We start from the raw sequence: 26974 nt of genomic DNA on the forward strand, positions 1-26974 counted from the left end.
CGCCGTCGCCCCGGCGGCGTCCCTGCTATGACACGACGTCCTTGCGGGTGAAGCGCCAGAAGGCCAGGCCCCAGAAGAGCGTCGCGTAGCAGACCGCCGAGATCGTCCCCCGCACCACGTCGTCGGTCTGCACCGGCGTGGACAGCAGCCCCAGCCAGGCTCTGCTGTAGTGCGTCGGGAGGAAGTTGAGCAGCACACCGAGCGCGGTGATCTGGTCGAGGATGCTGGACAGGATCCAGAGCAGCACCGCGCCGCCGACCGCGCCGAGGGCGGCGTCCGTCGTGACCGACAGCAGGAACGCCAGCCCGGCCACCACCAGGAGTACGACGGCCAGGTAGCCGAGCACCGCCAGCAGCCGCAGCAGCCCCTCCCCCGGCTCCAGCTGGGCGGCGACGGTGCTGCGCAGCGGCGACCACCCGTACCGCAGGGTGCCCAGCAGCAGGGCGGTGCCGGCGAGCAGGAGCAGCGCCAGAGCCGAGTACGCGAGCGCCACCGACAGCTTCACCGCGAGCAGCCGGGCCCGGGGCACGGGCGCCGCCAGCAGGTAGCGCAAACTGCCCCAGCTCGCCTCGCTGGCCACCGTGTCGCCGCAGAACAGCGCCACCACGACCACCAGCAGGAAGGACGCCGAGACGAAGATGGTGAACAGCGTGAAGTTGAGCCCGCCCGACGTGGCGAACTCGATCAGGCTGCCGAACTCGCCGCGCCCGTTGTCGTCGTCGTCCCCGGAGTCGAACTGGAACGCGATCAGGATGATCAGCGGCAGCAGCACCATGAAGCCGAGCGCGAGCTGGGTCCGCCGCCGGGCCGCCTGCCGCCGGAACTCGGCCGCGAACGGCAGCGTGGCCGACGGGCGGTAACCCGCCGCGGCGCCGGAGGGCGCGCCGCTGGTGCCCCGCCTGGACGACGTACCGACCATCACCGGTCCCCGCTTCCCCGAGAGTTCTCGCCGACCAGGGCGAGGAACGCGTCCTCCAGGCGGCGCCGGGGCACCACCCGGTCCACCCCGATGCCCGCCCGGACCAGCTCGGCCACCACCTCGCTGCGGGCGGTGCCGTTGGTGTCCACGACGAGCTGGCCGTCGCCGTCGGGCAGTACGCGGACACCCGCCAGGCGGTCCAGCACCTCGCGCGCGGCCGCCGGGTCGGTGACCTCGACGAGGACGCTCGGCGACTCGCCGACGATCTCCTCGACCGGGCCGGCCGCGACGATCCGGCCCTTGTTGACCACGACGGCGTGCGTGCAGGTCTGCTCCACCTCGGCGAGCAGGTGACTGGAGACCAGGACGGCCCGTCCGCCGGTCGCGTACCGCTGGAGGACCCGGCGCATCTCGGCGATCTGCGGCGGGTCCAGGCCGTCCGTCGGCTCGTCGAGCACCAGCAGCTCCGGCAGGCCGAGCATGGCCTGGGCGATCGCCAGCCGCTGTTTCATGCCGTGGCTGTACGTCTTGATCCGCCGGTGCACGGACGCGCCCAGCCCGGCGATCTCCAGCGCCTCGTCGAAGTGCGCGTCCGCCCACGGCCGGCCGGTCGCCCGCCAGTACGCCTTGAGGTTGTCCAGCCCGGAGAGGTGCGGCAGGAAACCCGGGCCCTCCACCAGCGACCCGATCCGCGACAGCACCGGCGAACCCGGCACCAGCCGGTGCCCGAAGACGTAGATCTCGCCGGCGGTCGGCTGGGTCAGCCCCATCAGCACCCGCAGCGTGGTGGTCTTGCCGGCGCCGTTCGGGCCGAGCAGGCCCACCACCTGCCCCGGGTGCACCTCGAAGTCCACGTTCGACACGGCGACGAAGCCGTCCGCGTACTCCTTGCGGAGTTCCCGGACGACGAGCGGGACGTCCGCGTACGCCGGGTGGACGCTGCTCTCCCGGCGGCGGTGCCGGCGGCGGAGGACGGCGACGACCACGACGAGCCCGACGGCGATCGCGGCGAGCAGGCCGGCGAGCACCCAGCGCCAGACGGTGGCCGTGGTGGGGATCGGCTCACCGGTGACGGTCGGGAGCACGACCGTCCCGTCGCCGAGCGCCACGGTGTGCACGGCCGGCTCGACCGGCGTGGCGTACGCCTGGTCGGAGGTCGCCACGACGACGCGCAGCCGGTGCCCGGCCTCGATCCGGCGGACGATCGCCGGCAGGGTGACGGTGACCGGCTCGGCCTCCTCGACCGTGCGCGGCAGGCCGCTGAGCCGGACCGGCGCGACCAGGCCGTTCGACAGGGTGGCCGCGCCGTTGCCGGCGACGTCGTAGAGCTTGACGAAGAGCACCGCCTCGCCGGTCGCGGACGCGGCACGGATGGCGACCGTCGGCGACCCGACCACGTCCACCGCCTCGGGCAGCGGCGCGGACTCGAAGCGGGCGTGCTGGCCGGGGATGTCCCCGGCGACGCCGCCGAGCAGCGAGGAGAGCTCCCCGGCGAACGGCACGGACGAGATCGCGGCCGGGTTTCCGGCCGGCGGGTTGGCTACCGGCTGCGCCGGTCCCGCCACCACCACCTCCCGATGGCCGGTGCCGGTGACGCCCGGATAGTCGGCGGTGTGGTAGCCGGTGGCGACGAGGCCCCGGTCGAGGGCGTCGAAGCCGGCGATCCGGGAGAAGGTGAAGCCGTCGCCGGGCGCCCGACCGGTGCCCTTGACGTAGTGGTCGAGCCACTGCACGGTCAGGAACTTCACCCGGTCCGAGTCGGTCTTCGGGCCCGCACCACCGTCGTGGCCGCCGGTGAACCAGGCCACCCGGACCGGCGTGCCGTTCGCGGCGATGCCCCGCGCGTTGGCGTCCGCCTCGGTGAGCGGGAAGAGGCTGTCCGCCGCGCCCTGCACCAGCAGGGTCGGCGCCTCGATCCGGTCGAGCACGGCGGCCGGGCTGGAGCGGCGGAGCAGGTCGACCGCCGCCTGGTCGGCCCGGCCGGTGGTGGCGATGCGCAGGTACGCGGCGCAGACGTCGGCGGCGAACCGGCCACACGCCGGGTCGGCGGCACCGCCCGGTGGGCGACCCGGGCCGGTGCCGGGACCCGCGCCCGGGCCGGGGCTCGGCGGCCCGGCCGAGGCGGGAGCGCCCTCCGGTTGGGCGCCGGTCGCGCCGGAGATGCCCGCCGGACCGGAGCCGGTGTTGCCGCCCCCGCCGAAGAACAGCCCCGCCCAGCCCTTCTTGAACACGCCCTCGACCGGCCCTCGGCCGGTGCTCTCGGGCAGGAACGCCCGGGACAGGTCGTTCCAGGTGATCATCGGAACGATCGCGTCGACCCGCCGGTCCTGGGCGGCGAGCAGCAGGGCCAGCCCGCCGCCGTACGAGCCGCCGGCCACGCCCACCTTCGGGTCGCCGGCCGCGTCGGTGGCGACCTCCGGCCGCGCGGCCAGCCAGTCCAGCAGGCGCTGCGCGTCGCGGACCTCGTAGTCCGGGTGGTCCAGGTGGATCTGCCCGCCGCTGCGGCCGAAGCCGCGCGCCGTCCAGGTCAGCACGGCGTACCCCTGGCCGGCGATCTCCTCGGCGTCGGTGCGTACCGAGTCCTTGGTGCCGCCGAAGCCGTGCGCGAGCAGCACCGACGGCACCTTCGCGTCGGCCGACGCGCCCTCCGGCAGGTACAGGGTGGTGTCGAGGTCGACCGGCTCGTCACCGGCCGGCCCGGACCGGACGGTGAGCATCGCCGCCTCGGTACGCAGGTCCGGCCCCTGCGGTCGCGCCGCCCAGGCCAGGGCGGCGGCGAGCACGACGACAGCGGCGCCGGCGGCCACCGCCCGCCGGCGGGTGGGCAGGGCACGCCGGATCCACGCGGCCGGCGACGGCGATCTCATGCGGCACACGGTACGGGCCGGATCCTGAGCGTTGCCTGAGATCCGCCGTACGTCCGTCCGGTTGGTCCGGTCGGTGAACGGCCGTCGGGGCGACGGCGAAACCGGCCGACCCATCCAGCGAGATGGATTCGTATCACGTGAATTCCGATCTTCGGTGGAAATCCCTCCGATCCATCCCGAACCACTCCCGCGCCTCACACGCAGGGTGCAGATCCGGTCCACCACAGGTGACTTTGCGCTAAGTGACGCGAAACTGACTCATTGACGAGAGGAAGACTCCGCGGCCGGTCGGTTACGTTCCGGGTCCGGTGCACGGGACCGACGACGATCACGTGACCGACCCACCCCCGCCTGCGTCGGAGGAGCACACCACCATGACCGTCCCCGCGTCGCGGGCCCGTCGGCGACCCTCCACGGCGGGCCGCCTGCTGCCGATGCTGCTGGTGCCGGCACTCCTCGTACCGCTGGCCGTCCTCTTCGTCCAATCCTGGCGCCCCACCGCGGACGCGCGGGACCAGGTCCGGTCCGAACGCCTCGGCGTCGAGTACCTGCGGGCAATCGCCCCGGTCACCGACGCCCTGGTCGACGCGCAGACGGCGGCGGTCACCGGCCGGCCGGTCTCCACCGACGCGCTCACCCGGTCGGTCGAGGCGGTGGCCACCGTCGACGCCCGGATCGGGGACGAGCTGCGCACCCGGGAGCGCTGGGCCGGCCTACGGGCCAAGATCGAAGGACTGCGGGACCGGCAGCCGGCCAACCCGGAGGCGGCGTACTCCGCGTACGGGGAGGTCACCGACCTGCTGCTGGCGCTGCTGCGCAAGGTGCGCGAGACCTCCGGGCTGGTGCACACCCCGCAGACGGACTCGTACTTCCTCCAGGACGGCATCGGCGAGGAACTGCCCGAGGCGGTCGTGGCCGCCGGCCGGCTCGCCGACCTCACCGTGCTGGCCGCCCGCCGACCCGTCGCCCAACAGCCCCGGACCGTGGCCGACCTCGCCTCCGTAAGGGTCGCCGCGATCGCGTCCGCCGACACCCTCGTCGCGAACCTGCGCGCGGCGGTCGACCGCTCGGAGAGCACCAACCTGGGCGCCAACGTGCTCGAGCCGCTGGACACCTACCAGCGGGCGGTGGAGGCGCTCGCGGCGTACTCCACGCCCACCGGTCGCGACGGGACGGTCGATCCGGTCCGGCTCGCCGCGGCCCGGTCGGCCGCGCAGGCCGCCGCCCGCCAGCTGCAACCGGTCATCCTCGCCGAGCTGGACGCCCTGCTCGTGAACCGCCTCGACCGGCTCGACCGGGACCGCTGGCTCACCGTGGGCGCCGGCACGGCGGCCGTACTCCTGATGGCGGCGCTGGCGCTGCTCGCCGCCCTCCGCCACCGGGCCCGCCGCGCCGCCGGCCCCGCGCCGGTCGACCCGGTCCCGCCGGTGGTCCCCGCCGACTGGCAGCCGCCCGGCGAGCCGCGCGCGCTCCAGCCGGTCGGGCCGGCCCGCGGTCCGGAGCCACAGTGGGGGCCGTTCGATGCTGCTCGGTAGGCTCCGGATCCGGGCCAAGCTCGCCCTGCTGGTGGTCCTCCCGCTGCTCAGCATGGTGGTCCTCGCGGTGCCGGTCGTGCTCGACCGGGTGGCCGCCGCACAGCGCGCGGCCGACATCGCCGACCGGGTACGGGTGGCCAGCCGCGTCGGCAGCCTCGTCCAGGACCTGCAACAGGAGCGCGTCCTGTCGATCGGCCTGCTGCTCGGCCGGGTTCCCCGGGCCGAGCTGGTGCAGAGGACCGCCGCCGTCGACGACCGGGTCGCCGACCTGCGGCTCGCCCGCGGCGACGCGCTGCCACCCGAGGTCGCCGCCGCCCTCGACCGGGTACGCGAACTCGCCGACCTGCGCACCGCGGTGCTCGCCGGCACCGCCACACCGGCACAGGTCATGGACGCGTACGGCCCGGTCAACGTGGGCCTGATCGATTCGCTGCGGCTGCCGTTCAACGTGGACACCGACACCGCCGCCGGCCGGCAGGTGCTCGCGCTGGACGCGCTGCTCCGCGCCGACGAAGGGCTGGGCGCCTGCGCCACACTCATCGTCCTGGTGAAGGCGACGGACGAGCCGGCGGCGAACGCCCGCTACGTCGCCTGCATGGCCGCCCTCGTCGTGGACAACCGGCGGTTCCGGAGCCTCATCACCCCCGAGCAGCTCACCGTGGCGCAGCTCAACGACGCGGCGGTCACGGCCCGGACCAGCCCCGACTTCCTCACCGCCAGCCCGCTCGACCCGGCCGGAGCGGTGCGGGACGTCCCGCTGGACGCGCTCTTCCCCTCCGCCCGCTCGATGATCACCCTCGGGCAGTTCGTGGAGAAGAAGATCGTCGCGGACGTCATCGCGGAGGTCACCGACGAGCAGCGCCGCGCGCTCACCGCCGCGTACCTGGTCGGCGGCGCGGCGCTGCTGGTGCTCACCGTGGTGGTGCTGCTCAGCACGGTGGTCGCCCGGATGGTCGCCCGGCCGCTGACCCGGCTCACCCGCTCGGCGGACCGGGTCGCCCGGGTCGCCGAGGCCGAGCTGACCCGGGTCTCCGACGACGAGTCCGAGAGCGTCCAGGCGGTCCGGCTCGACCCGGTGGACGTACGGGCCAGCGACGAGATCGGGGACCTCGCCCGCGCCTTCGAGCGGGTGCAGCGCACCGCCGCGCGGCTGGTGGAGCGCCAGGTGACCGGCCGGCGCAACGTGGCCCAGATGTTCGGGCACGTCGGCCGCCGTACGCAGAATCTGGTCGGCCGGCAGCTCGCGCTGATCGACCGGCTGGAGCGGCAGGAGACCGACCCGTCCCGGCTGGAGCACCTGTACCGGCTGGACCACATCTCCAGCCGGCTGCGCCGCAACGCCAGCAGCCTGGTGGTGCTCTCCGGCTCGGCCGGCGACGACCCGCACGTGGCACCGGTGCCGCTGGGCGACGTGGTGCGGTTGGCGCTCGGCGAGATCGAGGACTACACCCGGGTGGACGTCCAGGTCCCGGCGGACGTCTCGGTGTCGCCGGGCACCGTCGGCGATCTGGTCCTGGCGCTGGCCGAGCTGATGGAGAACGCGACCGTCTTCTCCCCGCCGCACACCCGGGTCGTCGTGGCCGGTGAGCTGACCGGCGCCGGCGCCCGGCTCAGTGTGGTGGATCGGGGCATCGGCATGACCGAGGAACGGCTGGCCGAGGAGAACGCGCGGCTGACCCGGCGCGAACGGCTGGACCTCGCACCCACCGAGGTGCTCGGACTCTTCGTGGTGGGCCGGCTGGCCCGGCGGCACGGCTGGCGGGTACGGCTCACCGCCACCGCGGGCGGCGGGGTCACCGCTCAACTCGACGTCGCCCAGTCGGACCTGCTGGTCCGCCGGCTGGAGCGGGCGGGTGTCACGGTGGCGCGGGCCACCGTGCCGGACCGGGACCGGCGCTCCCCCGCCGGTCCTCCGGTCCCGGCCGCGGTCGCGACGGTGGCTCCGGCCGCGGTCGCCGGTGAGCCGGCGGGCTTCGACCCGGCGCTGCTCAACCGGGCCAGTCAGACGGTGGAGTCGGGCGGGTCGTGGGACGCGTTCACCGTTCCGGAGAACCACCCGACCGGCGTCACCGCGTACCTGGAGATCAGCGCGCCGGTCGGGTCCGGCGGCACGGCCACGGCCGACCTGGCGGTGGCCGGGCAGCCGCCGGCCGTCCTTCCGCCGCCGGCCACCGTCGGACCGGCCGGCGCGGTGCCGGTGGGTGACCGCCCCGCCGGCGTGCCGGGGACCACGGTCAAGGGACTGCCCCGGCGGCCGATCCCCGCGGGGCCGGGCGCTCCCCCGCCCGGCCCCGCGGTCCCACCCGGTAGCGCCGCGGCCCCGACCGAGCCGGCGCCCGCGACGCGGCGTGGGCCGGCGGGAGCGCCGGAGAACCCGACGGAATCGCCGCCCGGGGTGCCGGGAATCCGGCAGCGGGTGCCCGGGGCGAGCCTGCCGCCGCCCGGGCCACCGGTCGGGCCGGTCGTCGCCGGCGACGCCGATCCGGTCGCCGCCCAGGCCCTGGTCGAGGCCGTCGAGTCCGGCGTACGCCGCGCCGAGACGACCCGGCCCGGCACCCCACTTCCCACGTTCGGCGGCACGTCACCCGCCGGACCGGCGGCTGCCCCGCCCGGGCTGACCCGCCGGGTGCCCGGGACGAACCTGTCGGCCACCCCGTCCCACCCACCGGCGAACCAAGGCCCCAGCGACCCGGCCGAGGTCCGCGACCGCATCACCGAGTTCGAGGCGGGCGTCGCCCGCGCCCTGCGTGAAGTCAGTCCAGACCGCCGTAACGAAGAGGGATCATCACGGTGACCAGCCCCTTCCTGAACGACAACGTCGAACACCAGGCCGGCCCGGCGACGGGTACGGACCTCAGCCCGGAGGCCCGGACCTTCAACTGGCTGCTGGACTCCTTCACCTCCAGTACGGCCGGGGTGCTGGAGGCCATCGCGGTCTCCTCGGACGGCCTGCTGATGGCGATGTCCGCGATCAAGGACCGCTCCAACGCCGAGCGCCTCGCCGCCGTGGTCTCCGGCATGACCAGCCTCGCCGGCGGCGCGGCGAGCTGGTACGCCCTCGGCGGGCTGAACCGGGTGGTCGTCGACATGGCCGAGGGCTACCTGCTGATCAGCGCCATCAGCAGCGGGTCGGTGCTGGGCGTGGTCGCCGACCGGTCGGCGAACCTGGGCACCGTCGCGTACGAGATGACGCTCTTCGCCGGGCGTGCCGGCGGAGCGCTGACCCCCAAGCTGATAGCCGAACTGAAGAACGCCGTCCAGCAGTGAGACCGGACCGCGCCGGCGAGGACCCGGACCCGGAGCCCGGGGCCCGGATCCGCCCCTACCTGCGGGCGCCCGGCCCCTCCGGGGAGCGGGGCGTAGCGGCGGCGGCCGAGCCGGAGCCGGACGGGCCGGCCGGTCCGCGTCCGTTCGTGCTCACCTCCGGCCGGGTCGTCGGCGGCGACCCGGCGATCGGCCTGGAGACCCAGGTGACCGCCCGACCACCGACCGACTGGACGGCGCCGGTCGCCCGGCTGGCCCCCGAACTCCAGGCGATCGTCGCGTTGTGCGGCTCGCCCATCTCGGTCGCGGAGATCTCCGCCCGCACCCGGATGCATTTCAACGTGACCCGGGTGCTGGTCGGCGACCTCCGCGCCGCCGGTCATCTCGACGTGCACGTCACCAGCGACGACGACGCCCTCGACCCCGACCTCATCCTGCGAGTGATGGATGGACTCCGTGCGATCTCCTGACTGGCCGGTCGCCCCGCAGGGCGGGCTCGCCGCGAACAGCGCCGCCAACCGGTACGGCAACCCACCGGCATCCCACCCGGCCGACGCCCACGGACCGGCCGCGCCGGTGGCCCCGCCGCCGTACCGCCCGCCGGTGGCGCCGGACGCCACCCCCCGGCCGCGGGCGGCGGCACCGGTCGCACCGCCGATCCCGGTGAAGATCCTCGTCGCCGGTGGCTTCGGTGTCGGCAAGACCACCACGGTCGGGTCGATCTCCGAGATCGCCCCGCTGACGACCGAGGCCGAGATGACCAGCGCCGCGATCGGCGTCGACGACCCGGGTGCCCGCTCCGGGAAGACGACCACCACGGTGGCCATGGACTTCGGCTGCGTCACCATCGACCGCAGCCTGAAGCTGTACTTGTTCGGCACCCCCGGCCAGGCCCGGTTCGGGTTCATGTGGGACGACCTGGCCCGCGGCGCGCTCGGCGCGCTCGTCGTCGTGGACAGCAGCCGGCTGGACGACTGCTACCCGGCGGTCGACTTCTTCGAGCGGGCCGGGCTGCCCTTCGTGGTCGGTGTCAACGCGTTCGACGGGCGGGTGGCGCACGACCTCGGCGCCATCCGGTGGGCGCTCGCGATCGGCGACCAGGTGCCGCTGGTGCAGTTCGACGCCCGGGACCGGCTCTCCGTGCGGGACGCCCTGCTGGTCGTCCTGGACCGGGCGCTGGACCGGGCCACCCAGGCGAGGAGGAACTGAACCGACGGACGGTCGGACCCGTTTCATCGAGGAGGGGTGGTCGTGATGAGGGGCGGTCTGGACGAGACGCTGGCCCGGCTGGCACGGCGCGAGGAGGCGCTGCGGCGGCGGGGCACCGACCCGGCGGCGGAGGGGGACCGGGTTCCGCTGCCGGCTCCGGAGGTGGCCGGGCGGGGCGAGCCGGCCCGCAACGCCGGGCCGGCCTGGCCGGACAGCCGCGACGGCGGGCCGCGGCGCGGCGTCGTGCCCGGGCACGAGGGGCGGGCGCCCCGGCGGGACGACGTGGTCGCCCCGCCGGCCGGCCAGCACCGGGCGGAGCGGGACCCGGTGGAGGAGGTAGCCGAGGCGGTACGCCGCGTCGTGGAGCGATACCCGGACCTGGCTGTCACGCTGCGGGTGGAGCACGACGGTCAGGTGGTCCCGCTGCGGGTGGCCCGGGCGGGCGGGGACGTGACGGTCACCGCGGAAGCCGCGGCCGTACCGCCGCCGGCGTGGCCGCTGTCGGCGCACACCGTGCCTGCCTGGTCGGACCGGGACGGCCTGGACCCGGACCCGGACCCGGCCGCCCGGCTCGCGGACCTGATCCGGCACGACCCGTCCCTGCTCGACGGCGAGCCCCCGTGGTAGCCGACCCGCCTGTCAAGAAGGGGCCCGTCCTCCGCCCCGGGCGTCGGCAAGGGGTCCTTCCGTTCACCGGCTAGGGTTTTCCGGGTGGGGGAGCTGACACTCACCGCCAGCCTGCGGCCGGCGGCGCTGGACGCCCGGCGCGGCATCGTGCGCCTGCACCCGGAGGCGCTCACGGCGCTCGGGCTGCGCCCCGGCGACCCGGTCCGGTTGGCCGGCCGGCGGGTCACCGCCGGGATCGCCGCGCCCGCCGAGCCGGGCGCCGGGCCCGGCCTCCTGTACGCCGACGACCTCACGCTCGGCAACCTCGGCATCCGCGACGGCGGACAGGTGACCGTCGGCCCGGTGCCGGTCGCCGCCGCGGCGCGGGTGGTGCTGGCCGGCCCACCGCAGGTGGTCGCGGCGGTCTCCCCGGAGATGCTGCGACTCGCGCTGCTCGGCAAGGTGGTCACCGCCGGCGACGACGTGTCGCTGCTGCCCCAGGACGTCCTGCCGGACGCGTCGGTGCGCAGCCTCGTGGCGGCGGCCCGGCACAGCCTCGCCAACCGCGTCGGCTTCGCCTGGACCAGCACGCTGCTCACCGTCGTGGCCGCCGACCCCGGGACGGCGGCGCTGGTCACCATGGACACGGTCGTCGCCTGGGAGCACGGCGGCGCCACGCACGGCTCGACGGACGCCGTCGGAACCGTCCCCACCGCCGCCGGATATCCGCGCGCTTTCCCGGCCGGTGCCGCCTCCAGGACCCGGGCGGCGGCACCGGCCCCGGAATCGCGGGAGGCGGGCGGAGTGGGCGCGGCTCGCGTGGACGGGGACGGCGCTCCCTCGGTGGAGGAACTGCCCGGGCTGCGGGCCCAGGCGGAGGAGCTGACCGAGCTGCTCGACCTCGGCTTCCACCACCGCGAGGTGCTCCGCCGGCTCGGCACCACGGTCGCCCTCGGCGTACTGCTCGACGGCCCGGCCGGCTCCGGCAAGTCGGCGCTGGTCCGCGCGGTCGCCGCCCGGGTCGGGGCCCGGGTGCGCCCGCTCTGGGGACCCGAGCTGGCCGCGCTGACCAACGCGGCGGCGGCGGAGCGGCTCCGCGCGGCCGCCGCCGAGGTACGCGCCGACGGCCCGGCCGTCCTGCTGGTCGCCGACGTCGAGGCGCTCGCCCCGGCCGAGTCGCCGGGCCCGGTGGCCACCGTGTTCCGCCAGGTGGTCGCCGAGACCATCGCGGCGGGTGCCGCCGTGGTGTGCACCACCGGCCGCCCCGAGGCCGTGGACCCGGCGCTGCGTACCCCCGACCTGCTCTCGCTGCGGATCACCGTGCCGTTGCCGGACGCCGCCCTCCGACGCGAGCAGCTGGGTGTGCTGACCCGGCAGGTGCCGCTCGACGAGGACGTACGGCTCGACGACGTCGCCGCGCGTACCCCCGGTTTCGTGGCCGCCGACCTGGCCGCGCTGGTCCGCGAGGCCGGGGTACGGGCGGCGCTGCGGCAGAAGGCGGCGGAGCGCCCGAGCGTGGCGATGGCCGACTTCACCGCCGCGCTGGAGGTGGTCCGCCCGACCACGATGGCGTCGTCCACGCTGGAGCTCGCGTCGGTCACCCTCGACGACGTCGGTGACCTGGTCGAAGTCAAGCAGACGCTGACCGAGTCGGTGCTGTGGCCGCTCACCTACCCGGACACGTTCGCCCGGCTCGGGGTGCAGCCGCCGCGCGGGGTCCTGCTCTACGGGCCGCCGGGCTGCGGCAAGACCTACCTGGTGACGGCGCTGGCCGGCTCGGGCCGCGCGAACGTGCTCTCGGTGAAGGGCGCCGAGCTGCTGTCGAAGTGGGTGGGCGAGAGCGAGCGCGGGGTGCGCGAGCTGTTCCGCCGGGCCCGCGAGGCCGCGCCCACGCTGGTCTTCCTCGACGAGGTGGACGCCCTCGCCCCGGTGCGCGGCCAGGCCACCGACGGTGGCACGACCGACCGGGTGGTGGCCGCCCTGCTCACCGAGCTGGACGGCGTGGAGGCGCTGCGCAACGTGGTGGTGGTCGGCGCGACCAACCGGCCGGACCTGGTCGACCCGGCCCTGCTGCGGCCCGGACGGCTGGAGCGGCTGGTCTACGTCCCGCCACCGGACGGGCCGGCGAGGGCGGAGATCCTGCGGGCCGCGTCGCGCGCCGTGCCGCTCGCTCCGGACGTCGACCTCGCCGCGCTCGCCGAGGATCTGGCGGGCTTCTCGGCGGCGGACTGCGCCGCCCTGGTCCGGGAGGCGGCACTCGCCGCGATGCGGGAGTCGCTGGCCGCCGCCACGGTCACCGCGGCCCACGTCGCGACGGCCCGGTCCCGGGTGCGCCCCTCGCTGGACCCGGTCCAGGTCGCGGGGCTGGCCGCGTACGCCGACAAGCACCCGCCCTGACCGGCTCTCAGTCGGTGGGGAGCAGCGGGCCGAGCGGGCCGAGGTCGAGGTTGAGGTCCTCCGGGGCGAGGCCGAAGTACGTCCGCAGCCCCGCCATCTGCTCCTCCAGCGCCATCAGGGTGGTACCGATCCGCTCGACCTGCTCCTCGGTGAGGTCGCCGAGCTCGACGCGGCGCAGCGCCTGCCGTTCCATCAGCTGCCGGAGCAGCTCGATCACGGTGAGGACGAGGCTGGCGAGCCCCCGCTCGACGGAGTCCCGGTCGACGGCGAGCCGCCGGTCCAGCGGGGTCACCCGGGGCGGCTGCCAGGTCGGCCCGTCCAGCGCCGCCGCCAGCTCGGCCGCGTCGTCCCGGTCGTTCATGCCAGCTCCCCGGCGCGCACGGGCCCGGGCGCGGCGTCGCCCAGCTCGGGCGGGGCGAGCGCGCCGACCGAGGCGACCAGGGCGCGCAGCGAGATGCGTACCAGGTCGACGTCGGCGATGGCGATGGTGATGTCCCCGCTGATCACCACGCCGGTGGCGAGCACCCGGTCGAGCAGGTCCACCAGGGCGACCGGGCGGTAGTCCAGTCCGTCGGCGCTGTTCGGCGCGAGTTGGCTGGTGCTCACCTGACCACCCCGCGGGCGGCGGCCGGCTCCTCCTGCCGTTCCGCCGCGAAGGAGTACGGCGGCCACGGACCGGTCAGCTCCAGCCGGAGCTCCGGGTGCCGCTCGCCGAGCGCCGCGACCAGGGCGGTGAACCCCGCCAGCCGCACGGCGTCGACCAGGTACGCGCCGTTGAGGACCATCGCGGTCGCCGCGCCGGAGAGCCGCCGGTCCTGCGGCGGGTGCCGGCGGGCCGCGACGGCGCACCCGGCCAGTGCCTCGTGCACGGCCGCCGCCGCCTCGCCCGCGATCCGCTGCCCCTCCTCCCGGGCGGTGAGCTGGGCCCGGCGCCGCCGCAGGTACGCCGCCCCGGCCCCGCCCGGTCCGGTCGACTCCGCCGCCCGGGTGACCGCCCCCGGTACGACGTACCCCTTGACCCCCCACTCGCTCCGGCCGGTCAACCGGTCCAGGACGGCGGCCAGCTCGGCCCGCCGGTCCGCGAGCAGCGCGGCGACCCGGTCGTCGCCGTGGTGCACGGTCGCCAGCCGGGCCGGCACGACGGGCCCCGCCTCGGCCAGGGCCGCCACCACCGCGTGGTGGGCCCGGGCCGACCGCTCCAGCCAGGCGAGGTCCTCCAGGTTGCGGCGCAGCGCCTCCTCGCCGTACTCGGCCAGCGGCGCGGTGCTGACCACGGCGGCCAGCCCGGCGGCCCGCACCGCGCGGACCGGCGCGCCGTCCATGCCGGCCGTCGCGGCCAACACCTCCGTCCCCACGTCCCGGACCACGCCGTGCAGCCACGTCCCCGCACCGAGGTCGGCCGCGGCGACGACGGGCTCAGCCGTCGAGCTCATCCCACTCCTCCCTCCGGGCGGCCCGCCGAGCGACACGCGGGCGGCGCTCCGCCTCGACCTCCTCCGGATCCCGGGGGCCGGGCTCGATTGGCGGCCTGGCCCGGGAACTGAGCCACGGGTCGTGCTCCCACCAGTCGATGCCGATCTGCCGTGCGGTGTCCACGGAGGCGATGACCAGCCGCAGCTTGAGCGTCAGCAACTCGATGTCGAGCAGGCTGACCCGGATGTCGCCGGCGATCACGATGCCCCGGTCGAGGACCCGCTCCAGGATGTCGCCGAGGTTCGCCGGCTCGTGTCCGGCCGGCAGGACCTGGCCGGAGTTCTGCACCACCGAAGGTGGCCGCGCACTGGTCATCTCTTCAGCCCCCGTCCCCCTTGCCGCGCTGGTAGCGCCGCGTCCGCCGGTAGCCAAGCAGGCTGCCCGTCATGTCCAGCTCCACCTCGTACAGGCCGAGGAGGTCGGTGGAGGCCGGGATCCGGTGGTCCTCGACCACCTCCACCCCGACCAGCCAGCCGTCGTCGGTCGGCTCGATCGAGGTGATGCCGAGCGCGTCCTTGCCGGTCAGCGAGACGATCTGCCGCAGCCCCTCGCGGGCCGCCTCGGCTGCCGTGATCTCCTCGTACTCCTCCTCGTCGGCGTACCGGTCGTCGTCGGCCCGGATCCGTCCTGGTGCCATCTCATCCCCCTCGCCCACGATCGTCGCCACGCCGCCGCTCGACCGGTCCGCGGCCGGTCCCCCGTCGCCGCGCCGGTGGCGAGCGCCGCCCCGGACCGGCGGTGCCGGAAGCCGGGCCGGCGGCATCGGCGGCGCGGCCGGCGGCCGGCGGGATCAGCCGGTTCACGACCTGCTGCTGCGCCCGGTCGCGCTGCTCGGGCGTGATCTCGCCGGCCGCCTCGGCCCGGTCCAGCTCCTCCAGCTCGCGCCGGATGTTGACCGGGTTGTACTGCTGGGACTCCGCCTCCCGGGCGACCACCTTGACCACCGCCGTCAGCCCCCGCACGGGGGCGTACGGCAGGGTCAGCAGCGCCCAGAGGAGGTCCATCGGTCACTCCACCAACTGGTGCGCGCTGACGAAGTCGTACGGGGCGAGCGGTCCGATGAGGCGCATCCGCATCAGGTCCCGCCGCTGTTCGGCGAACTTCTCCAGCGCCCGGTCGAAGTCCTCCTCGTCGTCCGTCCCGACCAGGAAGGCCACGTTCACCGCGTCCAGCTCGTGGCTCGGCGACCGGGGTGCGTTCAGCACCGCGTACGGGGCCAGCGCGTCGATCAGCTCCCGGTTGGCCGCCTCCCGGCGCAGCTCCACCGTCTGGCTGATCAGCTCACCGAGCCGGATCCGCTGCTCCCGGGTCTCCGCCTCCGGCCGGCCGCGCACCTGCCCGGCCAGGTCGGCGGCCCGCCGGTCGGTGGCGAGGATGTCGCCGATGACCGCCTGCTCGTCGAAGCGACCGTGCACCGTGTACTGGACCCGGTCCTCGAACTCGTCCAGGGCGGCGGCGAACCGGTCGTGGTGCGCCGCCAGGAGGTCCCGCACCGCGTCCGGACCGGTCACCACGGTGCCGAAGCGCACCGGCAGCACCGGCGCCACCGCGGCGGTGCCGTCCAGCAGTGCCTCGTACGCGGCCAGGTCGGCCGGCCGACCCAGGGGCTCCTCCAGCCCCACCTCGCTGACCAGCGCGGCGAGTTCGTCGTGCTGGATCGCCACGACCTCGCCGGGCGGGTCGCCGACCCCCTCCGCGTCGGGGGTCGGCTCCACGTCCGGGGGCACGATGCCGTAGACGAACAGGCCCGTCGTCCCGCCGGCCGGTTGCGCGTTCTGTCCGCTCATCTCAGCGCTCCCTGTCCCGCCGTCGGGGCCGGTCCCGGTCCTCGGACCCGCGGTCGCCGAGCGAGTCCACCACCGCCCCGCTGATCTCCTTGGCGGCCTTGCCGAGCCCACCGACCGCTTTGCCCTTGGTGACCGCGCCCGAGGCGCCCTCCACCAGATCGGGCAGCCCCTTCTGACCCTCCGGGACGATGTTCAGCCGGTCCACCGCCTCGGCGAACCGCAGGTACGTCTCGACGCTGGCGATCACGATCCGCGCGTTGATCTCCAGGAGCTGGATGCCGACCACCGCGACCGACACCTGCGCGTCGATCACGACGCCCTTGTCCAGCACCGTCTCCACCACATCGGCGAGGCTGCTGCCACCGCCGCCGGTGCGCTCCAACGCGCCGCCCTGCTGACCTCCCGTCGTGCTCACCGTCATTCGCCACGCTCCTCGCGCCGGCGGCGGACCACCGGGCGGCGTGGCGGCTCGGGGGCGCGGCGGACCCGGCGGGGTCGCGCGGGCGCCTCCTCGGCGGCCTCCTGGTCCGGCTGGGTACGGCGCGCCCGGGCCGGCTGCCGGCGGCGCGGCGGCGGTTGCTCCTCGTACTCCTCCTCGTCGAAGTCCTCGCCCTCGTCGTAGTCCGCGTACTCGGCCTCCTCGGGCTCCTCGGGCTCCTCGGGCGGACGGCGGCGGGCGGGCGGGCGACGGCGGCCGCGCTGGACCGGCCGGCGCTCCTCGCGCGGCTCCTCCTCGTGGCCCTCCTCGGCCTCTTCCGCCGGCTCCGGCTCGGGCCGCTCGCGCTCGGCGCGCTCGCGCTCCTGATCCTCGCGCTGCTCGCGCTCCTGCTCCTCGCGCAGCGCCGTCTCGTGGTCCTTGACCACCTGCGAGTCCTCGATCTCGCCGCGCCAGCCCTGGACCGAGTCGGGGTCGAGCACCGTCTGCGTCATCACGTGCCGGACGAAGTGCTTCAGCTCCAGCCGGACCCGGCGGCCCTGGGCCCGCCACAGGTTGCCGGTGTGCTCGAAGAGGCCCTGCGGGTGGTACTCGAGCACCACCAGGATCCGGGTCAGGTCCGGCGTCACCGCGTGGAAGCTCACGGTGCCGTCGACGGAACCCTTCTCACCCTTCGACCGCCAGTGGATCAGCTTGTCGGGGATCTGCCGGACGATCGTCGACTCCCAGCTCCGGTGCGACCAGAAGACCTGCGCCTTCCAGGTCAGCTTCTCGTCGGAGTCGTTCTCGGCCTGCTCGACCTTCTTCATGAAGCTCGGGAAGTCGCCGAACTGCGTCCACTGGTTGTACGCGACCCGCACCGGCACGCCGACCTCGATCGTCTCGACGATGTTGGTGACCTTCAACTTCTTGCCGTCACCCCTGCCGCCCTTACGACCGCCGAGGGCAGACATGATCTTCTCCTTACCGCCGGCCACCCCGGCCTGGACCATCGCCTTCATCGGTGAGCTGCCCTCGGCGAGCTTCTGCGCGCCGGTCGCGGCAGCGATCAGCCCCGGTCCACCGCCCTGCTTCGCGTAGTCGCTCAGCCGGCCGGTGGCGCCGGTGACCTGCTCGGTCACCACCGCGACGGCGCGCTCGCCGATCGCGGCCGCCAGGTCCCTCAGGTCGGCGCCGAGCTGGTCCCGAGCCTTCCGGCCCAGCCCGCCCGCCTGCGTCTCGTTGGCCATGGTCATCGCCCCCGCCGCCGCTGGGTGCCCGCCGGCCGGTCCTCGTCGGCCTGCTCGTCCTCGTCGCCGGGTTCCTGCTCCGGCGGCTCCTCGTCGGCCCGCTGTTCCCCCGCCGACCGACGGCGCAGGGCGTCGGCGGAGTCCCGCAGCCTGCCGCTGACCGCGTCGATGCCGCTGCCGGCGGCGGCCGTGGCCGCGGCCTTGCCAGCCGCGGCGAGGGGCCCGCCGAGCTTGCCGAGGTTGCCCAGTTGGGGGGACGACTGCAGCAGCCGGCCGCCCGCCGCGAGCAGACCGCCGGACTCCTTGCTGGCGCGGCCCGCGGCGACGGCGGCCGCGATGATCAGGGCCTTGCGCAGCTTGCGTCGGCGCCCGAGCAGGTAGCCGGCGCCGACCGCGAGCCCGATCCGTGCTCCGCTGTTCATCGGTTCTCCTTCGCTCCCCGGAGCGGAGACACCTGATCGACGGTGGGCCGGGGTACAGCCACCGGGGAGAAGCGTGTGACGGCCCGCGATCAGGTGCCCGGTTGTGCGGACCCGGCGGGCAGTACCCGGCGACCGATCGGCAAAACCTGTTTCCGGCGGCCTGTGCCATGCTTTACAAAGCGAATCCGAATTGCGGGTTCGATCTACGTAAAGAGGACGTTGAGACCGTCTTGAACAGGGAAGACGCGAGTCGGAAGAGACGGACTCAAAGAGCTGGCGGCGTTGAGTCGAGACATATTTCGGCGTGCAGCCGACCGTCCTCCTCGCGCAGTTTCGCGCCGCATTTGGAAAGGACGGACCGAGCGCCGGAATTGTCGGGGGTGGTCGCGGCGACCACCTGGCGCATGCCGGCGCCGGCCGCCATGTTGAGCAGTTCGCGCAACGCGGCCGGCCCGATCCCCTGGCCCCGCGCCGAGCGACCCAGCCACATGCCGGTCTCGACCGTGCCGGGCCGGTCGCAGCGCGTCATCCGGATCATTCCGACGACCTCACCGCCGGCCAGGATCGCGTACATCTGGGTGCGGGTCGGGCCGTCCAGCCCCGGGAAGCTCGCCCGGTGGAACTCACGGAAGGCCTCGCGGCGCGCGTGCGACCAGCCGGCCGGCGCCTCGACCGGGGGCATGACGTCGGCCGGTTCCGCCTCGGCAGCCGCTACGGAGAGCAACGACTCAAGGTTCCGTTCGCTCACCGGCTCCAACCGCACCGCACTCGCCACGTGCCGCAGTCTGCCGGGCCCACCGGCCTGAGTCCACCCCGTTCCGGGCCGACTGGCGGTCTGGACGCAGGTATCGGCCGGTCGGCCCCCATCGTGTTCCTCCTCACGCTCCGTCGTCGAACTCGCAGAGTACGACCGACGCGTCGTCGGCCGGTTTGTGCCGCCGGAGGCGGTCCGCGAGATCCCGCTCGGCGGCGCGCACCCGACTGATCAGCGCCTCCGGTCCCTCGGCGGTCACCACGTCCAGCAGCCCGGTCCAGTCGAACAGGCCGAAGTGCTCCACGGCGGCCGACGCCCCGTCGCTGAGCAGCGCCGCGCGGCGCAGCCCGTCCCGCCCGCCCAGGGGCACCGTCCCGGCGAGCGCGTGGTACGCGGCGTCCGGGTCGGACGCCGCCACCCAGTAGCCGTGCGTCCGGTTCATCCGCTCCCGCTGCAGCATCACCGCGGACCGGAAGCGGGTCTCCGGGTCCGTGCCGGCGGGGAGCCCCTCGGCCGCCACCCGGAGGTCCGCCACGGCGGTATCCAGCCGGTCGTCGGTCACCACGGTCACCCGGCCGCCCAGGTCCAGCACCAGGGGGCTGTCACAGAGCACCAGCCAGTCGACCTGGTCGCCGCCGTCCCGCAGCAGGCACACCGTGCTCGACGGGGTGCCCGGATGGTCCAGGTCACACTGGTCACCATGGTCGGCCCGGACCGCGAGGACCGCCGCCGCGAGGTTGCTCATCAGCGTCGCCGCCGGCCGGGCCGCCTCGGCCAGGCCGATCCGGGCGGCGAGGTGCCGCACGTACCACGCGGGGCCGTGCACGCAGCCGGTGTCGAAGCCCTCCGGCACGGTCGCGCCGTCGAGCACGCCGACCAGCGGCCCGAACCGGAACACCACGTCCTCGTTGTACGGCCGCCCGGGCGCCGGCGCCGACGCCGAGCGCACCCGCATCGTCCGTGCGACGGCTGACCGGCGCGGCTCCTCGATCGCCTCCGGGGCCCGGTCGCCCACCCTCGGCACGGCGGGGTCGCGCACCCGGCGCTCCCCGGTGTGCAGGTCCTCGGCGGTGTACGGGGCATCGACCACCCACTCGTGGGGCTGGGAGCCGGTCGCCGTCGCCGGGGCGGGTGCGGCGGGACGTGCCCGCCGTCCGGCCGGATCCGTCCCACCCATGGCCCGCTCCCTCCTGCTCCGACCTGCCCGGTCCAGCACACCCGGGTGACGCCCCCGCCTACCCGGGAAGCGGGCCGGCATGCGGGCGGCACGGTTCAGCGGCGCGGGCCACGGGCACTGGCCTCAACGGCGCCGGTTGCGGGCCCGGGAGGAGCGCAGGCGCTGCAGCCGCCGGACCAGCACCGGATCGGCGGCCAACGCGGCCGGACTGTCCAGCAGCGCGTTCAACAGCTGGTAGTAGCGGGTCGCGGAGAGGCCCAACCGGTCCCGGATGGCCTGCTCCTTGGCCCCGGCATGCCGCCACCACTGCCGCTCGAAGTCGAGAATGTCCCGCTCGCGCTCGGTCAACCCGTCGGCGGTCGCGGCGGCGGTCGACGCCGCACCCGTCGCCGGCTTCGCCTCGTGCTCGTCGTCGCCCTCGGGCGGGACGGCCTCCACGTCGGGCGCGGGCCGGGGCGGGGGCACGGCGGCACGCCGTGGCTCGCCCGGCGTCCGGCCCCCGGTCCGGCCGTCGCGGGACGGCTCGGCGGCGGTCGGGGCGGCGTCGGGCGGCATGGCACTCCTCGCGAGGGCGGTCGGCCCGGCGGCGCCGACCCGGGAGGACCAGCCTAGTTGGCGCCTCCGACGGTCGCACGGGACGAGCGTCGTGGCGGGCCCGGGCCGGGCCCGCCACGACCGTCAGGAGATGTCGCGTCGGCGCATCGCCCACAGTGCCCCGCCGAGGATCACCACCAGCGAGACCGCGAGCAGCACGGACGACTGCTGCCAGGTGATGTCCAGCGTCTCCGGCTTGCACTCACCGAAGTAGCTGGTCTGGCAGGCCTGCCAGTTCTCCAGGGTGACCTTCTTCTGCATCCAGGCCACGGCGTACGTGGGCAGCAGCCACGCCTGGGCGAACTTGACCCCCGCGAGTTCGAGCAGCACGGCCAGGCCGAACTGGCCGACCACCATCACCGCGATCGCCCCGCCGAGCGCCATCGCGGTGTGCCGGCCGAGCGACGCCAGCGCGAATCCGAGACTGGCGCCGACCAGCGCGAGCACCACCCCACGCAGCCCGGTCAGCGCGAAGGACTGCCAGGCGCCGGAGGTCATCCGCTCCGTGCTACCGCGGAACATGGCGATCAGCCAGAAACTGCCGAACCAGAGCGCCGTCGTGGTCAGCGCCAGCGCGAGCAGGCCGGTGAGCAGCGCCGCCAGCTTGGTCAGCAGTACGGAGAGCCGGTTCGGCCGCCACAGCAGCAGGTTCATCATGCCGCCGGTGCTCCATTCGGCGCCCACGAAGGAGGCCCCGACGATGTACCCGACCAGCGCCAGGATCGCCGCCAGCGGCAGCAGGGTGAAGCCGAAGCCCTCGCGGAAGTCGAAGGTGGACGGCAGGAACCAGTCCGCCTCGACGGACTCGCGCGGCGGGGCGCTGATCACCGAGCAGTCGTCCGGGTACCGACCCGGGTCGGTCGCCGTCCCACTCGCCTTGGCCGCCTCGCACGAGGCCCGTTCCTGCTCCGCCCAGCGCACCTGCTCCTGGTAGTGCTGCTCGGCGGTCGCCTCCGCCTTGGCGCGGGCGGTGGCGTCGATCTTCTGGTTGGACAGGAACACCCCGACGACCACGGTGGCCAGCACCAGCAGCCCGAGCAGGGTCATCCAGCGGGTGAAGCGCCGCTTCGTGAGTCGGCGCAGCTCCGTACGGTAGAGGCTCACGCGCTCTGCCCTCCCGCGGTGGGCTGCCCCGCCTCACCGACCTTCGTGGACTGGTCGACCTGCCGGTGCTGGCCGGGAACCGGCGCGGTGGCGGTCAGTTCGAGGAAGACGCTCTCCAGGTCGGCGGCGACCGGGGCCAGCTCGCTGACGTAGAGGCCCTGCTCGGCGAGGAGCCGGGTCACCGTGGCGGGCTTGTCGACCCCGGTGAGCATCAGGTGATCGGTCTCGCTGGTGACCCGGATCCCGGCCCGGGTCAACGTCTCGGCGGCCGCCGCCAGATCGGTGGCCGCCTCCAGGCGTACCCGGACGGCGTTGGCCGAGTGAGCCGCCAGCACTTCGTCGACCGGGCCGAACGCGACCCGCCGGCCCAGCGAGATGATGGTCACCGAGTCGCAGATCAGCTGGATCTCGCCGAGGATGTGGCTGGAGAGCACCACGGTCATTCCGGACTCGGCCAGGTTCCGCATCAGCGTCCGCATCTCGCGGATGCCGCCCGGGTCCAGGCCGTTCGCCGGCTCGTCCAGGATCAGCAGCTGCGGGTTCTTCAGCAGGGCGGAGGCGACGGCGAGCCGCTGCTTCATGCCGAGCGAGTAGGTCTTCACCCGCTCGCCGGCCCGGTCCCGCAGCCCGACCAGCTCCAGCACCTCGTCGACGCGCCGGGCCGGCACGTCGCCGGCGCCGGCCAGCAGGGACAGCGTGTCCCGGGCGCTGAAGTGCGGGAAGAACTGCGGGCTCTCCACGATCGCGCCGACGTGGCCGGCGACCACCGGCAGGGCGGCCGGAACCTCGTGGCCGAGCAGGGTCATCCGCCCGCCGTCGGGCCGGATGAGGCCGAGCAGCGTACGGAGGGTCGTCGTCTTGCCCGACCCGTTCGGGCCGAGGAAGCCGTGCACCTGGCCCGCCTCGACGCGCATGTCGAAGCCGTCGAGCGCGTTCCGGGTGCCGCGTCGTCGGCTCTTGTAGGTCTTTCGCAGACCTTCGATCTCAAGAACAGCTGCCAAGCTGCACCTCCCCCGATGATGGGCGTGTCGGAGGACACCATACGCGGTATGCACCCGGGTTCAGTACCGGGTATGCAAACGACACGCTCCCGGATGGTCAGGCGCAGATGACGTGGACGCCGGCGGTGCGGAAGGCCTCGACCACCTCGGGCGCGGCACCGGAGTCGGTGACCAGGGTCTCCACCCGGTCCACCGGGCAGATCCGGGCGAAGGCGTGACCGCCCAGCTTGGACGAGTCCGCTATCACCACGACCCGCTTGGCGCGCGCCACCATGAGGCTGTTCATCGCCGCCTCGCCCTCGTGATGGGCGGCGGCACCGAGCTGCGGGTCGATCGCGTCCACGCCCAGCAGCGCGACGTCCAGGGTGACCTCGCGCAGCAGTGCGCCACCGAGCGGGCCGACCAGCTCGAACGACTTCGGCCGCACCACGCCACCGGCGACCACCACCTTCATCCGCGAGCGGACCAGCAGCTCGTTGGCGATGTTGAGGGCGTTGGTGACCACCGTGAGCTGGGCACCCTCGGCGCTGGTGTTCAGATCCGGCCGGACGGCCAGGGCCCGGGCCACCTCGGTGCTGGTGGTGCCGCCGTTGAGACCGACGACCGTGCCGGGTGACACCAGGGCCGCGGCCGCGGTGCCGATCCGCTGCTTCTCGGCCGAGTGCTTGGCGGTCTTGTAGCGCAGCGGAAGGTCGTACGAGACACCGTTGGCGACCGCCCCGCCCCGGGTACGCGTGATCATCTGCTGCTGGGCGAGCTGGTCGAAGTCACGGCGGATGGTGGCCTGCGAGACGTCGAGGCGCCCGGCGGCCTCCTCGACGGTGACCCGGCCACTTTCGGTCAGCATCTCGAGCAGGGCGTTCCATCTGGCGTACCGGTCCACCCCAGGTCCTCCAGTTACTGCGCGGTCGGTGATTGATTGCGTGCACACTAGTGCGCGAAACTACGAGGAGGCAAAACCTTGTTCTGCTCGATCGCGGGCACGGTTGCCACGGAGACCCGGGCTCGCGCACAATGACGCGCGAAAGACGGGTCTAACGAGCCGTATTGCGCACCGCTCTCTGGAGAGTTCTCATGTCGTACGTCGACGCGGAGATCGCGAGCCAGCCCGACTGCTGGCGGGAGGCGGCGCAACTGGCCGCCACGGTGGATGACCACCTGCCCCGCCCCGGCGACCGGGTCGCCGTGGTCGGCTGCGGCACGTCGTGGTTCATGGCGATGGCGTACGCGGCCCGCCGCGAGCACGCCGGCCACGGCGAGAGCGACGCCTTCCAGGCCAGCGAGTTCCCCACCGGCCGCCGTTACGACCGGCTCGTCGCGATCACCCGCTCCGGCACCACCACCGAGGTGACCGAGCTGCTCGCCGCACTGCGCGGCACGCTGCCCACCACCGTGCTGGTCGGCGACCCGGCCTCGCCGGCCGCCGAGCTGGCCGACGCGGCGGTGCCGCTGCCCTTCGCCGACGAGCGGGCGGTGGTGCAGACCCGGTTCGCGACCACCGCACTGGCCCTGCTCCGGGCGCACCTGGGCGACAACGTCACCGCGCTCTCCGCCGACGCCGAGGTGGCGGTGCGGGCGCCGCTGCCGATCGACCCGACCCGCGTCGAGCAGGTGACCTTCCTGGGCCGGGGGTGGACGGTCGGGTTGGCGCACGAGGCCGCGTTGAAGTGCCGCGAGGCGGCCACCTTCTGGGCCGAGGCGTACCCGGCCATGGACTACCGGCACGGCCCGATCTCCGTCGCCGCCCCGGGCCGGCTGGTCTGGGCGTTCGGCGAGTTGCCCGACGGGCTCGCCGAGGACGTGGCCGCCACCGGCGCCGCCTTCGCGCACAGCCGCACCCACGGGTGCCGCAGCGTGATCGGGAACTGGGCGGCCGGGCGCACTCCGCTGGACCCGATGGCCGACCTGATCCTGGCGCAGCGCTTCGCGGTCACGCTCGCCACCAGCCGGGGCCTCGACCCGGACGCTCCGCGGCACCTCAGCCGGTCCGTGGTCCTCGCGTGAGTTCCCCGGGTCAGGTCGTCGTCGCGCTCGACGTCGGCGGCACCGGGATGAAGTGCGCCCTGGTCCGCCGCGACGGCACGGTCGTACACACGGAGCGCCATCCGACCGACGCCGCGCGGGGGCCCGCCGCGGTCGTGGACACCATCCTGGAGGTGGCCGGCGCCCTGGCCGGCAAGGCCCGCCTGGACGGGCTCACCCCGGTCGCTCTCGGCGTCGCCGTCCCGGGTGTCGTCGACGAGGCGCGGGGAGTGGCGGTCTGGTCGGCGAACGTCGGGTTCCGCGACGTACCCCTGCGGGAGCTGGCCGAGACGCGGCTCGGGCTGCCGGCGGCACTCGGCCACGACGTGCGCGTCGGTGGCCTCGCCGAGGCTCGGCTCGGCGCCGGCCGGGACGCCCGGCATGTCCTCTTCGTCGCCATCGGCACCGGCATCGCCGCCGCGCACGTGGTCGACGGCGCGGCCGCCGCCGGCGCGCACGGCGCCGCCGGGGAGATCGGCCACATCCTGGTACGCCCCGGCGGACCGCGCTGCGGCTGCGGCCGACCCGGGTGCCTGGAGGCGGTCGCGTCGGCGTCGGCGGTGGCCCGGCGCTACGCGGAGCTCGCGGTGACACCCGCGGTGAGCGCGGCGGAGGTGGCCGCTCGGGCCGCTGCCGGGGAACCGGCGGCCCGGCAGGTCTGGACGGAAACGGTCGAGGCGCTCGCCGACGGGCTCGCCACCGGGCAGGCTCTCTACGACGTGGAGACGATCGTGCTCGGCGGCGGCCTGGCCCAGGCTGGCGCCCAACTGCTCGATCCGCTGCACGCCGCGCTGCGCGAGCGCATGACCTTCCACCGCGAGCCGCGCCTGGTGACCGCGGCCCTCGGCGACGAGGCCGGCTGCCTCGGCGCCGCCCTGCTCGCCCTCGACAGCCTGGAGAAACGATGACCGTACGGGTGACCGGCAAGGTGGTGACCCCGACCGGGGTGATCCGTCAGGGCTGCGTGGAGATCAACGGCGAGCGGATCACCGCGGTGGCCGAGTACCCGTCGGTGCGGGACGGCCACTGGATCCTCCCCGGCTTCGTGGACATGCACACCCACGGCGGCGGTGGGCACACCTTCACCACCGGCGATGCCGAGGAGGCCCGGGCCGCCGCCGGGTTCCACCTGCGGCACGGCACCACCACCCTGCTGGCCAGCCTGGTGAGCTCGCCGTTCGAGCTGATGCGGGCCGCCACCACCGCCTACCGACCGCTGGTCGCGGAGGGGGTGCTGGCCGGGATCCACTTCGAGGGCCCGTACCTGTCGGCGGCGCGCTGCGGGGCGCAGAACCCGGAGTACCTGCGCGATCCGTCCACCGAGGAGCTGACCGAGCTGATCGAGCTCGGCGGCGGGACGGTCCGGATGGTGACCCTCGCCCCGGAGCGGGACGGCGCGGTGGAGGCGGTGAAGCTGCTCGCCGGTCACGGCGTGGTGGCGGCGGTCGGCCACACCGACGCGACGTACGACCAGACCCGGGCCGCCGTCGCGGCGGGAGCGAGCGTCGCCACCCACCTGTTCAACGGCATGCGGCCGGTGCACCACCGCGAGCCGGGGCCGGTGGTCGCGCTGCTGGACGCGCCGAGCGTGGTCTGCGAGCTGGTCGCCGACGGCGTGCACCTGCACGACGGGATGCTCGCCTTCGCGGCCGGTACGGCCGGCGCCGAGCGGGCCGCGCTGGTCACCGACGCAATGGCCGCGGCCGGGATGCCCGACGGAGAGTACGAGCTGGGCGGCCAGGCGGTCACCGTGGCCGGTGGCGTCGCCCGGCTGGCCCGCGACGGTGCGATCGCCGGCAGCACGCTCACCATGGACGCCGCCCTACGGCACGCGGTCGGGGCCGGCATCCCGGTTCCGGACGCGGCCCGGATGGTCGCCACCACTCCCGCCCGGGCGATCGGCCTCGGCGACCGGGTGGGCGCGCTGCACGTCGGGCTCCGCGCCGACCTGGTGGTGCTCGACGACGACCTGAACATGGTCCGGGTGATGCGTGCCGGCTCCTGGCTGGACTGACCGCCGCCCACCGACCGCGGCCGGCCGACCGCACCGACCTTCGACGTGGACAAGAGAACAGTGGCCGCCTTTGGAGCTGACCCGTTGACGTCATCAGACGCTGCGGAGCCAGGCCAGCCCACACACAGCCAACCCAGCCGACCCACCCACGCCGCCAACGCCCC

28 protein-coding genes are annotated in these 26974 nt (G+C 74.8%); 10 read left to right on the forward strand and 18 right to left on the reverse strand.

Going from position 1 to position 26974, the window contains the following annotated elements; genetic code table 11:
• Positions 1-25: 25 nt before the first annotated feature.
• Both EV376_RS03075 and EV376_RS03080 read right to left on the reverse strand, forming a co-directional pair.
• Complete coding sequence (locus tag EV376_RS03075) at positions 26-919, reverse strand: ABC transporter permease subunit (protein WP_130320637.1); 894 nt, start codon at positions 917-919, stop codon at positions 26-28.
• Entirely contained in the window at positions 919-3786 is a 2868-nt protein-coding gene (locus EV376_RS03080) for an alpha/beta fold hydrolase (protein WP_130320638.1), read from the reverse strand. The genes EV376_RS03075 and EV376_RS03080 overlap by 1 nt, the downstream gene beginning before the upstream one ends.
• A gap of 374 nt (positions 3787-4160) precedes the next feature.
• On the opposite strand from EV376_RS03080, the gene EV376_RS03085 reads away from it, so the two are divergent.
• The 7 genes from EV376_RS03085 to EV376_RS03115 all read left to right on the forward strand — a co-directional run bounded on the left by EV376_RS03085 (position 4161) and on the right by EV376_RS03115 (position 12797).
• Positions 4161-5321, forward strand: a complete 1161-nt coding sequence (locus EV376_RS03085) for a hypothetical protein (protein WP_130320639.1) — start codon at positions 4161-4163, stop codon at positions 5319-5321.
• Positions 5308-8115: a nitrate- and nitrite sensing domain-containing protein gene (locus EV376_RS03090; protein WP_130320640.1), complete on the forward strand. Its 2808-nt coding sequence runs from the start codon at positions 5308-5310 to the stop codon at positions 8113-8115. The genes EV376_RS03085 and EV376_RS03090 overlap by 14 nt, the downstream gene beginning before the upstream one ends.
• Positions 8112-8588 carry a roadblock/LC7 domain-containing protein gene (locus EV376_RS03095; RefSeq protein ID WP_207228025.1) on the forward strand — a complete coding sequence of 159 codons (477 nt, stop codon included), beginning with the start codon at positions 8112-8114 and terminating at the stop codon, positions 8586-8588. The genes EV376_RS03090 and EV376_RS03095 overlap by 4 nt, the downstream gene beginning before the upstream one ends.
• Entirely contained in the window at positions 8585-9055 is a 471-nt protein-coding gene (locus tag EV376_RS03100) for a DUF742 domain-containing protein (RefSeq protein ID WP_130320641.1), read from the forward strand. The genes EV376_RS03095 and EV376_RS03100 overlap by 4 nt, the downstream gene beginning before the upstream one ends.
• Positions 9033-9794 carry an ATP/GTP-binding protein gene (locus EV376_RS03105; protein ID WP_207228027.1) on the forward strand — a complete coding sequence of 254 codons (762 nt, stop codon included), beginning with the start codon at positions 9033-9035 and terminating at the stop codon, positions 9792-9794. The genes EV376_RS03100 and EV376_RS03105 overlap by 23 nt, the downstream gene beginning before the upstream one ends.
• Positions 9795-9839: 45 nt before the next feature.
• A complete protein-coding gene (locus EV376_RS03110; RefSeq protein WP_130320642.1) occupies positions 9840-10421 on the forward strand; it encodes a hypothetical protein in 582 nt (193 codons plus the stop codon).
• An 84-nt stretch (positions 10422-10505) separates the two neighbouring features.
• The gene (locus EV376_RS03115) at positions 10506-12797 is read left to right on the forward strand and encodes an AAA family ATPase (protein WP_130320643.1); all 2292 of its coding nucleotides are present in this window, start codon (positions 10506-10508) and stop codon (positions 12795-12797) included.
• Positions 12798-12804: 7 nt separating this feature from the next.
• Here EV376_RS03115 and EV376_RS03120 read toward each other — a convergent pair whose 3' ends face one another.
• The 16 genes from EV376_RS03120 to EV376_RS03195 all read right to left on the reverse strand — a co-directional run bounded on the left by EV376_RS03120 (position 12805) and on the right by EV376_RS03195 (position 23657).
• Positions 12805-13158: a gas vesicle protein K gene (locus tag EV376_RS03120; RefSeq protein WP_130320644.1), complete on the reverse strand. Its 354-nt coding sequence runs from the start codon at positions 13156-13158 to the stop codon at positions 12805-12807.
• Entirely contained in the window at positions 13155-13403 is a 249-nt protein-coding gene (locus EV376_RS03125; RefSeq protein ID WP_165437941.1) for a gas vesicle protein, read from the reverse strand. The genes EV376_RS03120 and EV376_RS03125 overlap by 4 nt, the downstream gene beginning before the upstream one ends.
• Positions 13400-14230: a GvpL/GvpF family gas vesicle protein gene (locus tag EV376_RS03130; protein ID WP_130320646.1), complete on the reverse strand. Its 831-nt coding sequence runs from the start codon at positions 14228-14230 to the stop codon at positions 13400-13402. The genes EV376_RS03125 and EV376_RS03130 overlap by 4 nt, the downstream gene beginning before the upstream one ends.
• A complete protein-coding gene (gene gvpJ, locus EV376_RS03135; protein WP_130320647.1) occupies positions 14214-14585 on the reverse strand; it encodes a gas vesicle protein GvpJ in 372 nt (123 codons plus the stop codon). The genes EV376_RS03130 and gvpJ (EV376_RS03135) overlap by 17 nt, the downstream gene beginning before the upstream one ends.
• A gap of 4 nt (positions 14586-14589) precedes the next feature.
• A complete protein-coding gene (locus tag EV376_RS03140; RefSeq protein ID WP_130320648.1) occupies positions 14590-14907 on the reverse strand; it encodes a gas vesicle protein GvpO in 318 nt (105 codons plus the stop codon).
• Position 14908: 1 nt separating this feature from the next.
• The gene (locus EV376_RS03145) at positions 14909-15274 is read right to left on the reverse strand and encodes a gas vesicle protein GvpG (protein ID WP_130320649.1); all 366 of its coding nucleotides are present in this window, start codon (positions 15272-15274) and stop codon (positions 14909-14911) included.
• A 3-nt stretch (positions 15275-15277) separates the two neighbouring features.
• On the reverse strand, positions 15278-16057 hold the full coding sequence (locus tag EV376_RS03150; protein WP_130320650.1) for a GvpL/GvpF family gas vesicle protein: 780 nt from the start codon (positions 16055-16057) through the stop codon (positions 15278-15280).
• Position 16058: 1 nt separating this feature from the next.
• Positions 16059-16478: a gas vesicle protein GvpJ gene (gvpJ, locus tag EV376_RS03155; RefSeq protein ID WP_130320651.1), complete on the reverse strand. Its 420-nt coding sequence runs from the start codon at positions 16476-16478 to the stop codon at positions 16059-16061.
• Positions 16475-17722: an SRPBCC family protein gene (locus tag EV376_RS03160; RefSeq protein ID WP_130320652.1), complete on the reverse strand. Its 1248-nt coding sequence runs from the start codon at positions 17720-17722 to the stop codon at positions 16475-16477. The genes gvpJ (EV376_RS03155) and EV376_RS03160 overlap by 4 nt, the downstream gene beginning before the upstream one ends.
• A gap of 2 nt (positions 17723-17724) precedes the next feature.
• Entirely contained in the window at positions 17725-18144 is a 420-nt protein-coding gene (locus EV376_RS03165) for a hypothetical protein (protein ID WP_130320653.1), read from the reverse strand.
• A 265-nt stretch (positions 18145-18409) separates the two neighbouring features.
• Positions 18410-18919: a GNAT family N-acetyltransferase gene (locus tag EV376_RS03170; RefSeq protein ID WP_130320654.1), complete on the reverse strand. Its 510-nt coding sequence runs from the start codon at positions 18917-18919 to the stop codon at positions 18410-18412.
• Positions 18920-19022: 103 nt separating this feature from the next.
• Complete coding sequence (locus EV376_RS03175; RefSeq protein ID WP_130328504.1) at positions 19023-19853, reverse strand: hypothetical protein; 831 nt, start codon at positions 19851-19853, stop codon at positions 19023-19025.
• 345 nt (positions 19854-20198) lie between these two features.
• On the reverse strand, positions 20199-20630 hold the full coding sequence (locus EV376_RS03180) for a DUF3263 domain-containing protein (protein WP_130320655.1): 432 nt from the start codon (positions 20628-20630) through the stop codon (positions 20199-20201).
• A 123-nt stretch (positions 20631-20753) separates the two neighbouring features.
• On the reverse strand, positions 20754-21773 hold the full coding sequence (locus EV376_RS03185; RefSeq protein ID WP_130320656.1) for an ABC transporter permease subunit: 1020 nt from the start codon (positions 21771-21773) through the stop codon (positions 20754-20756).
• Positions 21770-22747 carry an ATP-binding cassette domain-containing protein gene (locus EV376_RS03190; RefSeq protein ID WP_486482857.1) on the reverse strand — a complete coding sequence of 326 codons (978 nt, stop codon included), beginning with the start codon at positions 22745-22747 and terminating at the stop codon, positions 21770-21772. The genes EV376_RS03185 and EV376_RS03190 overlap by 4 nt, the downstream gene beginning before the upstream one ends.
• Before the next feature lie 124 nt (positions 22748-22871).
• Positions 22872-23657: a DeoR/GlpR family DNA-binding transcription regulator gene (locus EV376_RS03195; RefSeq protein ID WP_130320658.1), complete on the reverse strand. Its 786-nt coding sequence runs from the start codon at positions 23655-23657 to the stop codon at positions 22872-22874.
• 191 nt (positions 23658-23848) lie between these two features.
• On the opposite strand from EV376_RS03195, the gene EV376_RS03200 reads away from it, so the two are divergent.
• From EV376_RS03200 to nagA, 3 genes are read left to right on the forward strand one after another with little or no spacing between them, the layout of a single operon-like run.
• Positions 23849-24778 (forward strand): sugar isomerase, encoded by a 930-nt coding sequence (locus tag EV376_RS03200; RefSeq protein ID WP_130320659.1) that lies wholly within the window; start codon positions 23849-23851, stop codon positions 24776-24778.
• Positions 24775-25704, forward strand: a complete 930-nt coding sequence (locus EV376_RS03205) for an ROK family protein (RefSeq protein ID WP_130320660.1) — start codon at positions 24775-24777, stop codon at positions 25702-25704. The genes EV376_RS03200 and EV376_RS03205 overlap by 4 nt, the downstream gene beginning before the upstream one ends.
• Positions 25701-26810, forward strand: coding sequence for an N-acetylglucosamine-6-phosphate deacetylase (gene nagA, locus EV376_RS03210; RefSeq protein WP_130320661.1), 1110 nt, complete (start codon positions 25701-25703; stop codon positions 26808-26810). The genes EV376_RS03205 and nagA overlap by 4 nt, the downstream gene beginning before the upstream one ends.
• Positions 26811-26974 lie beyond the last annotated feature (164 nt).

The sequence above is a fragment of the Micromonospora sp. CNZ295 genome (assembly GCF_004217535.1).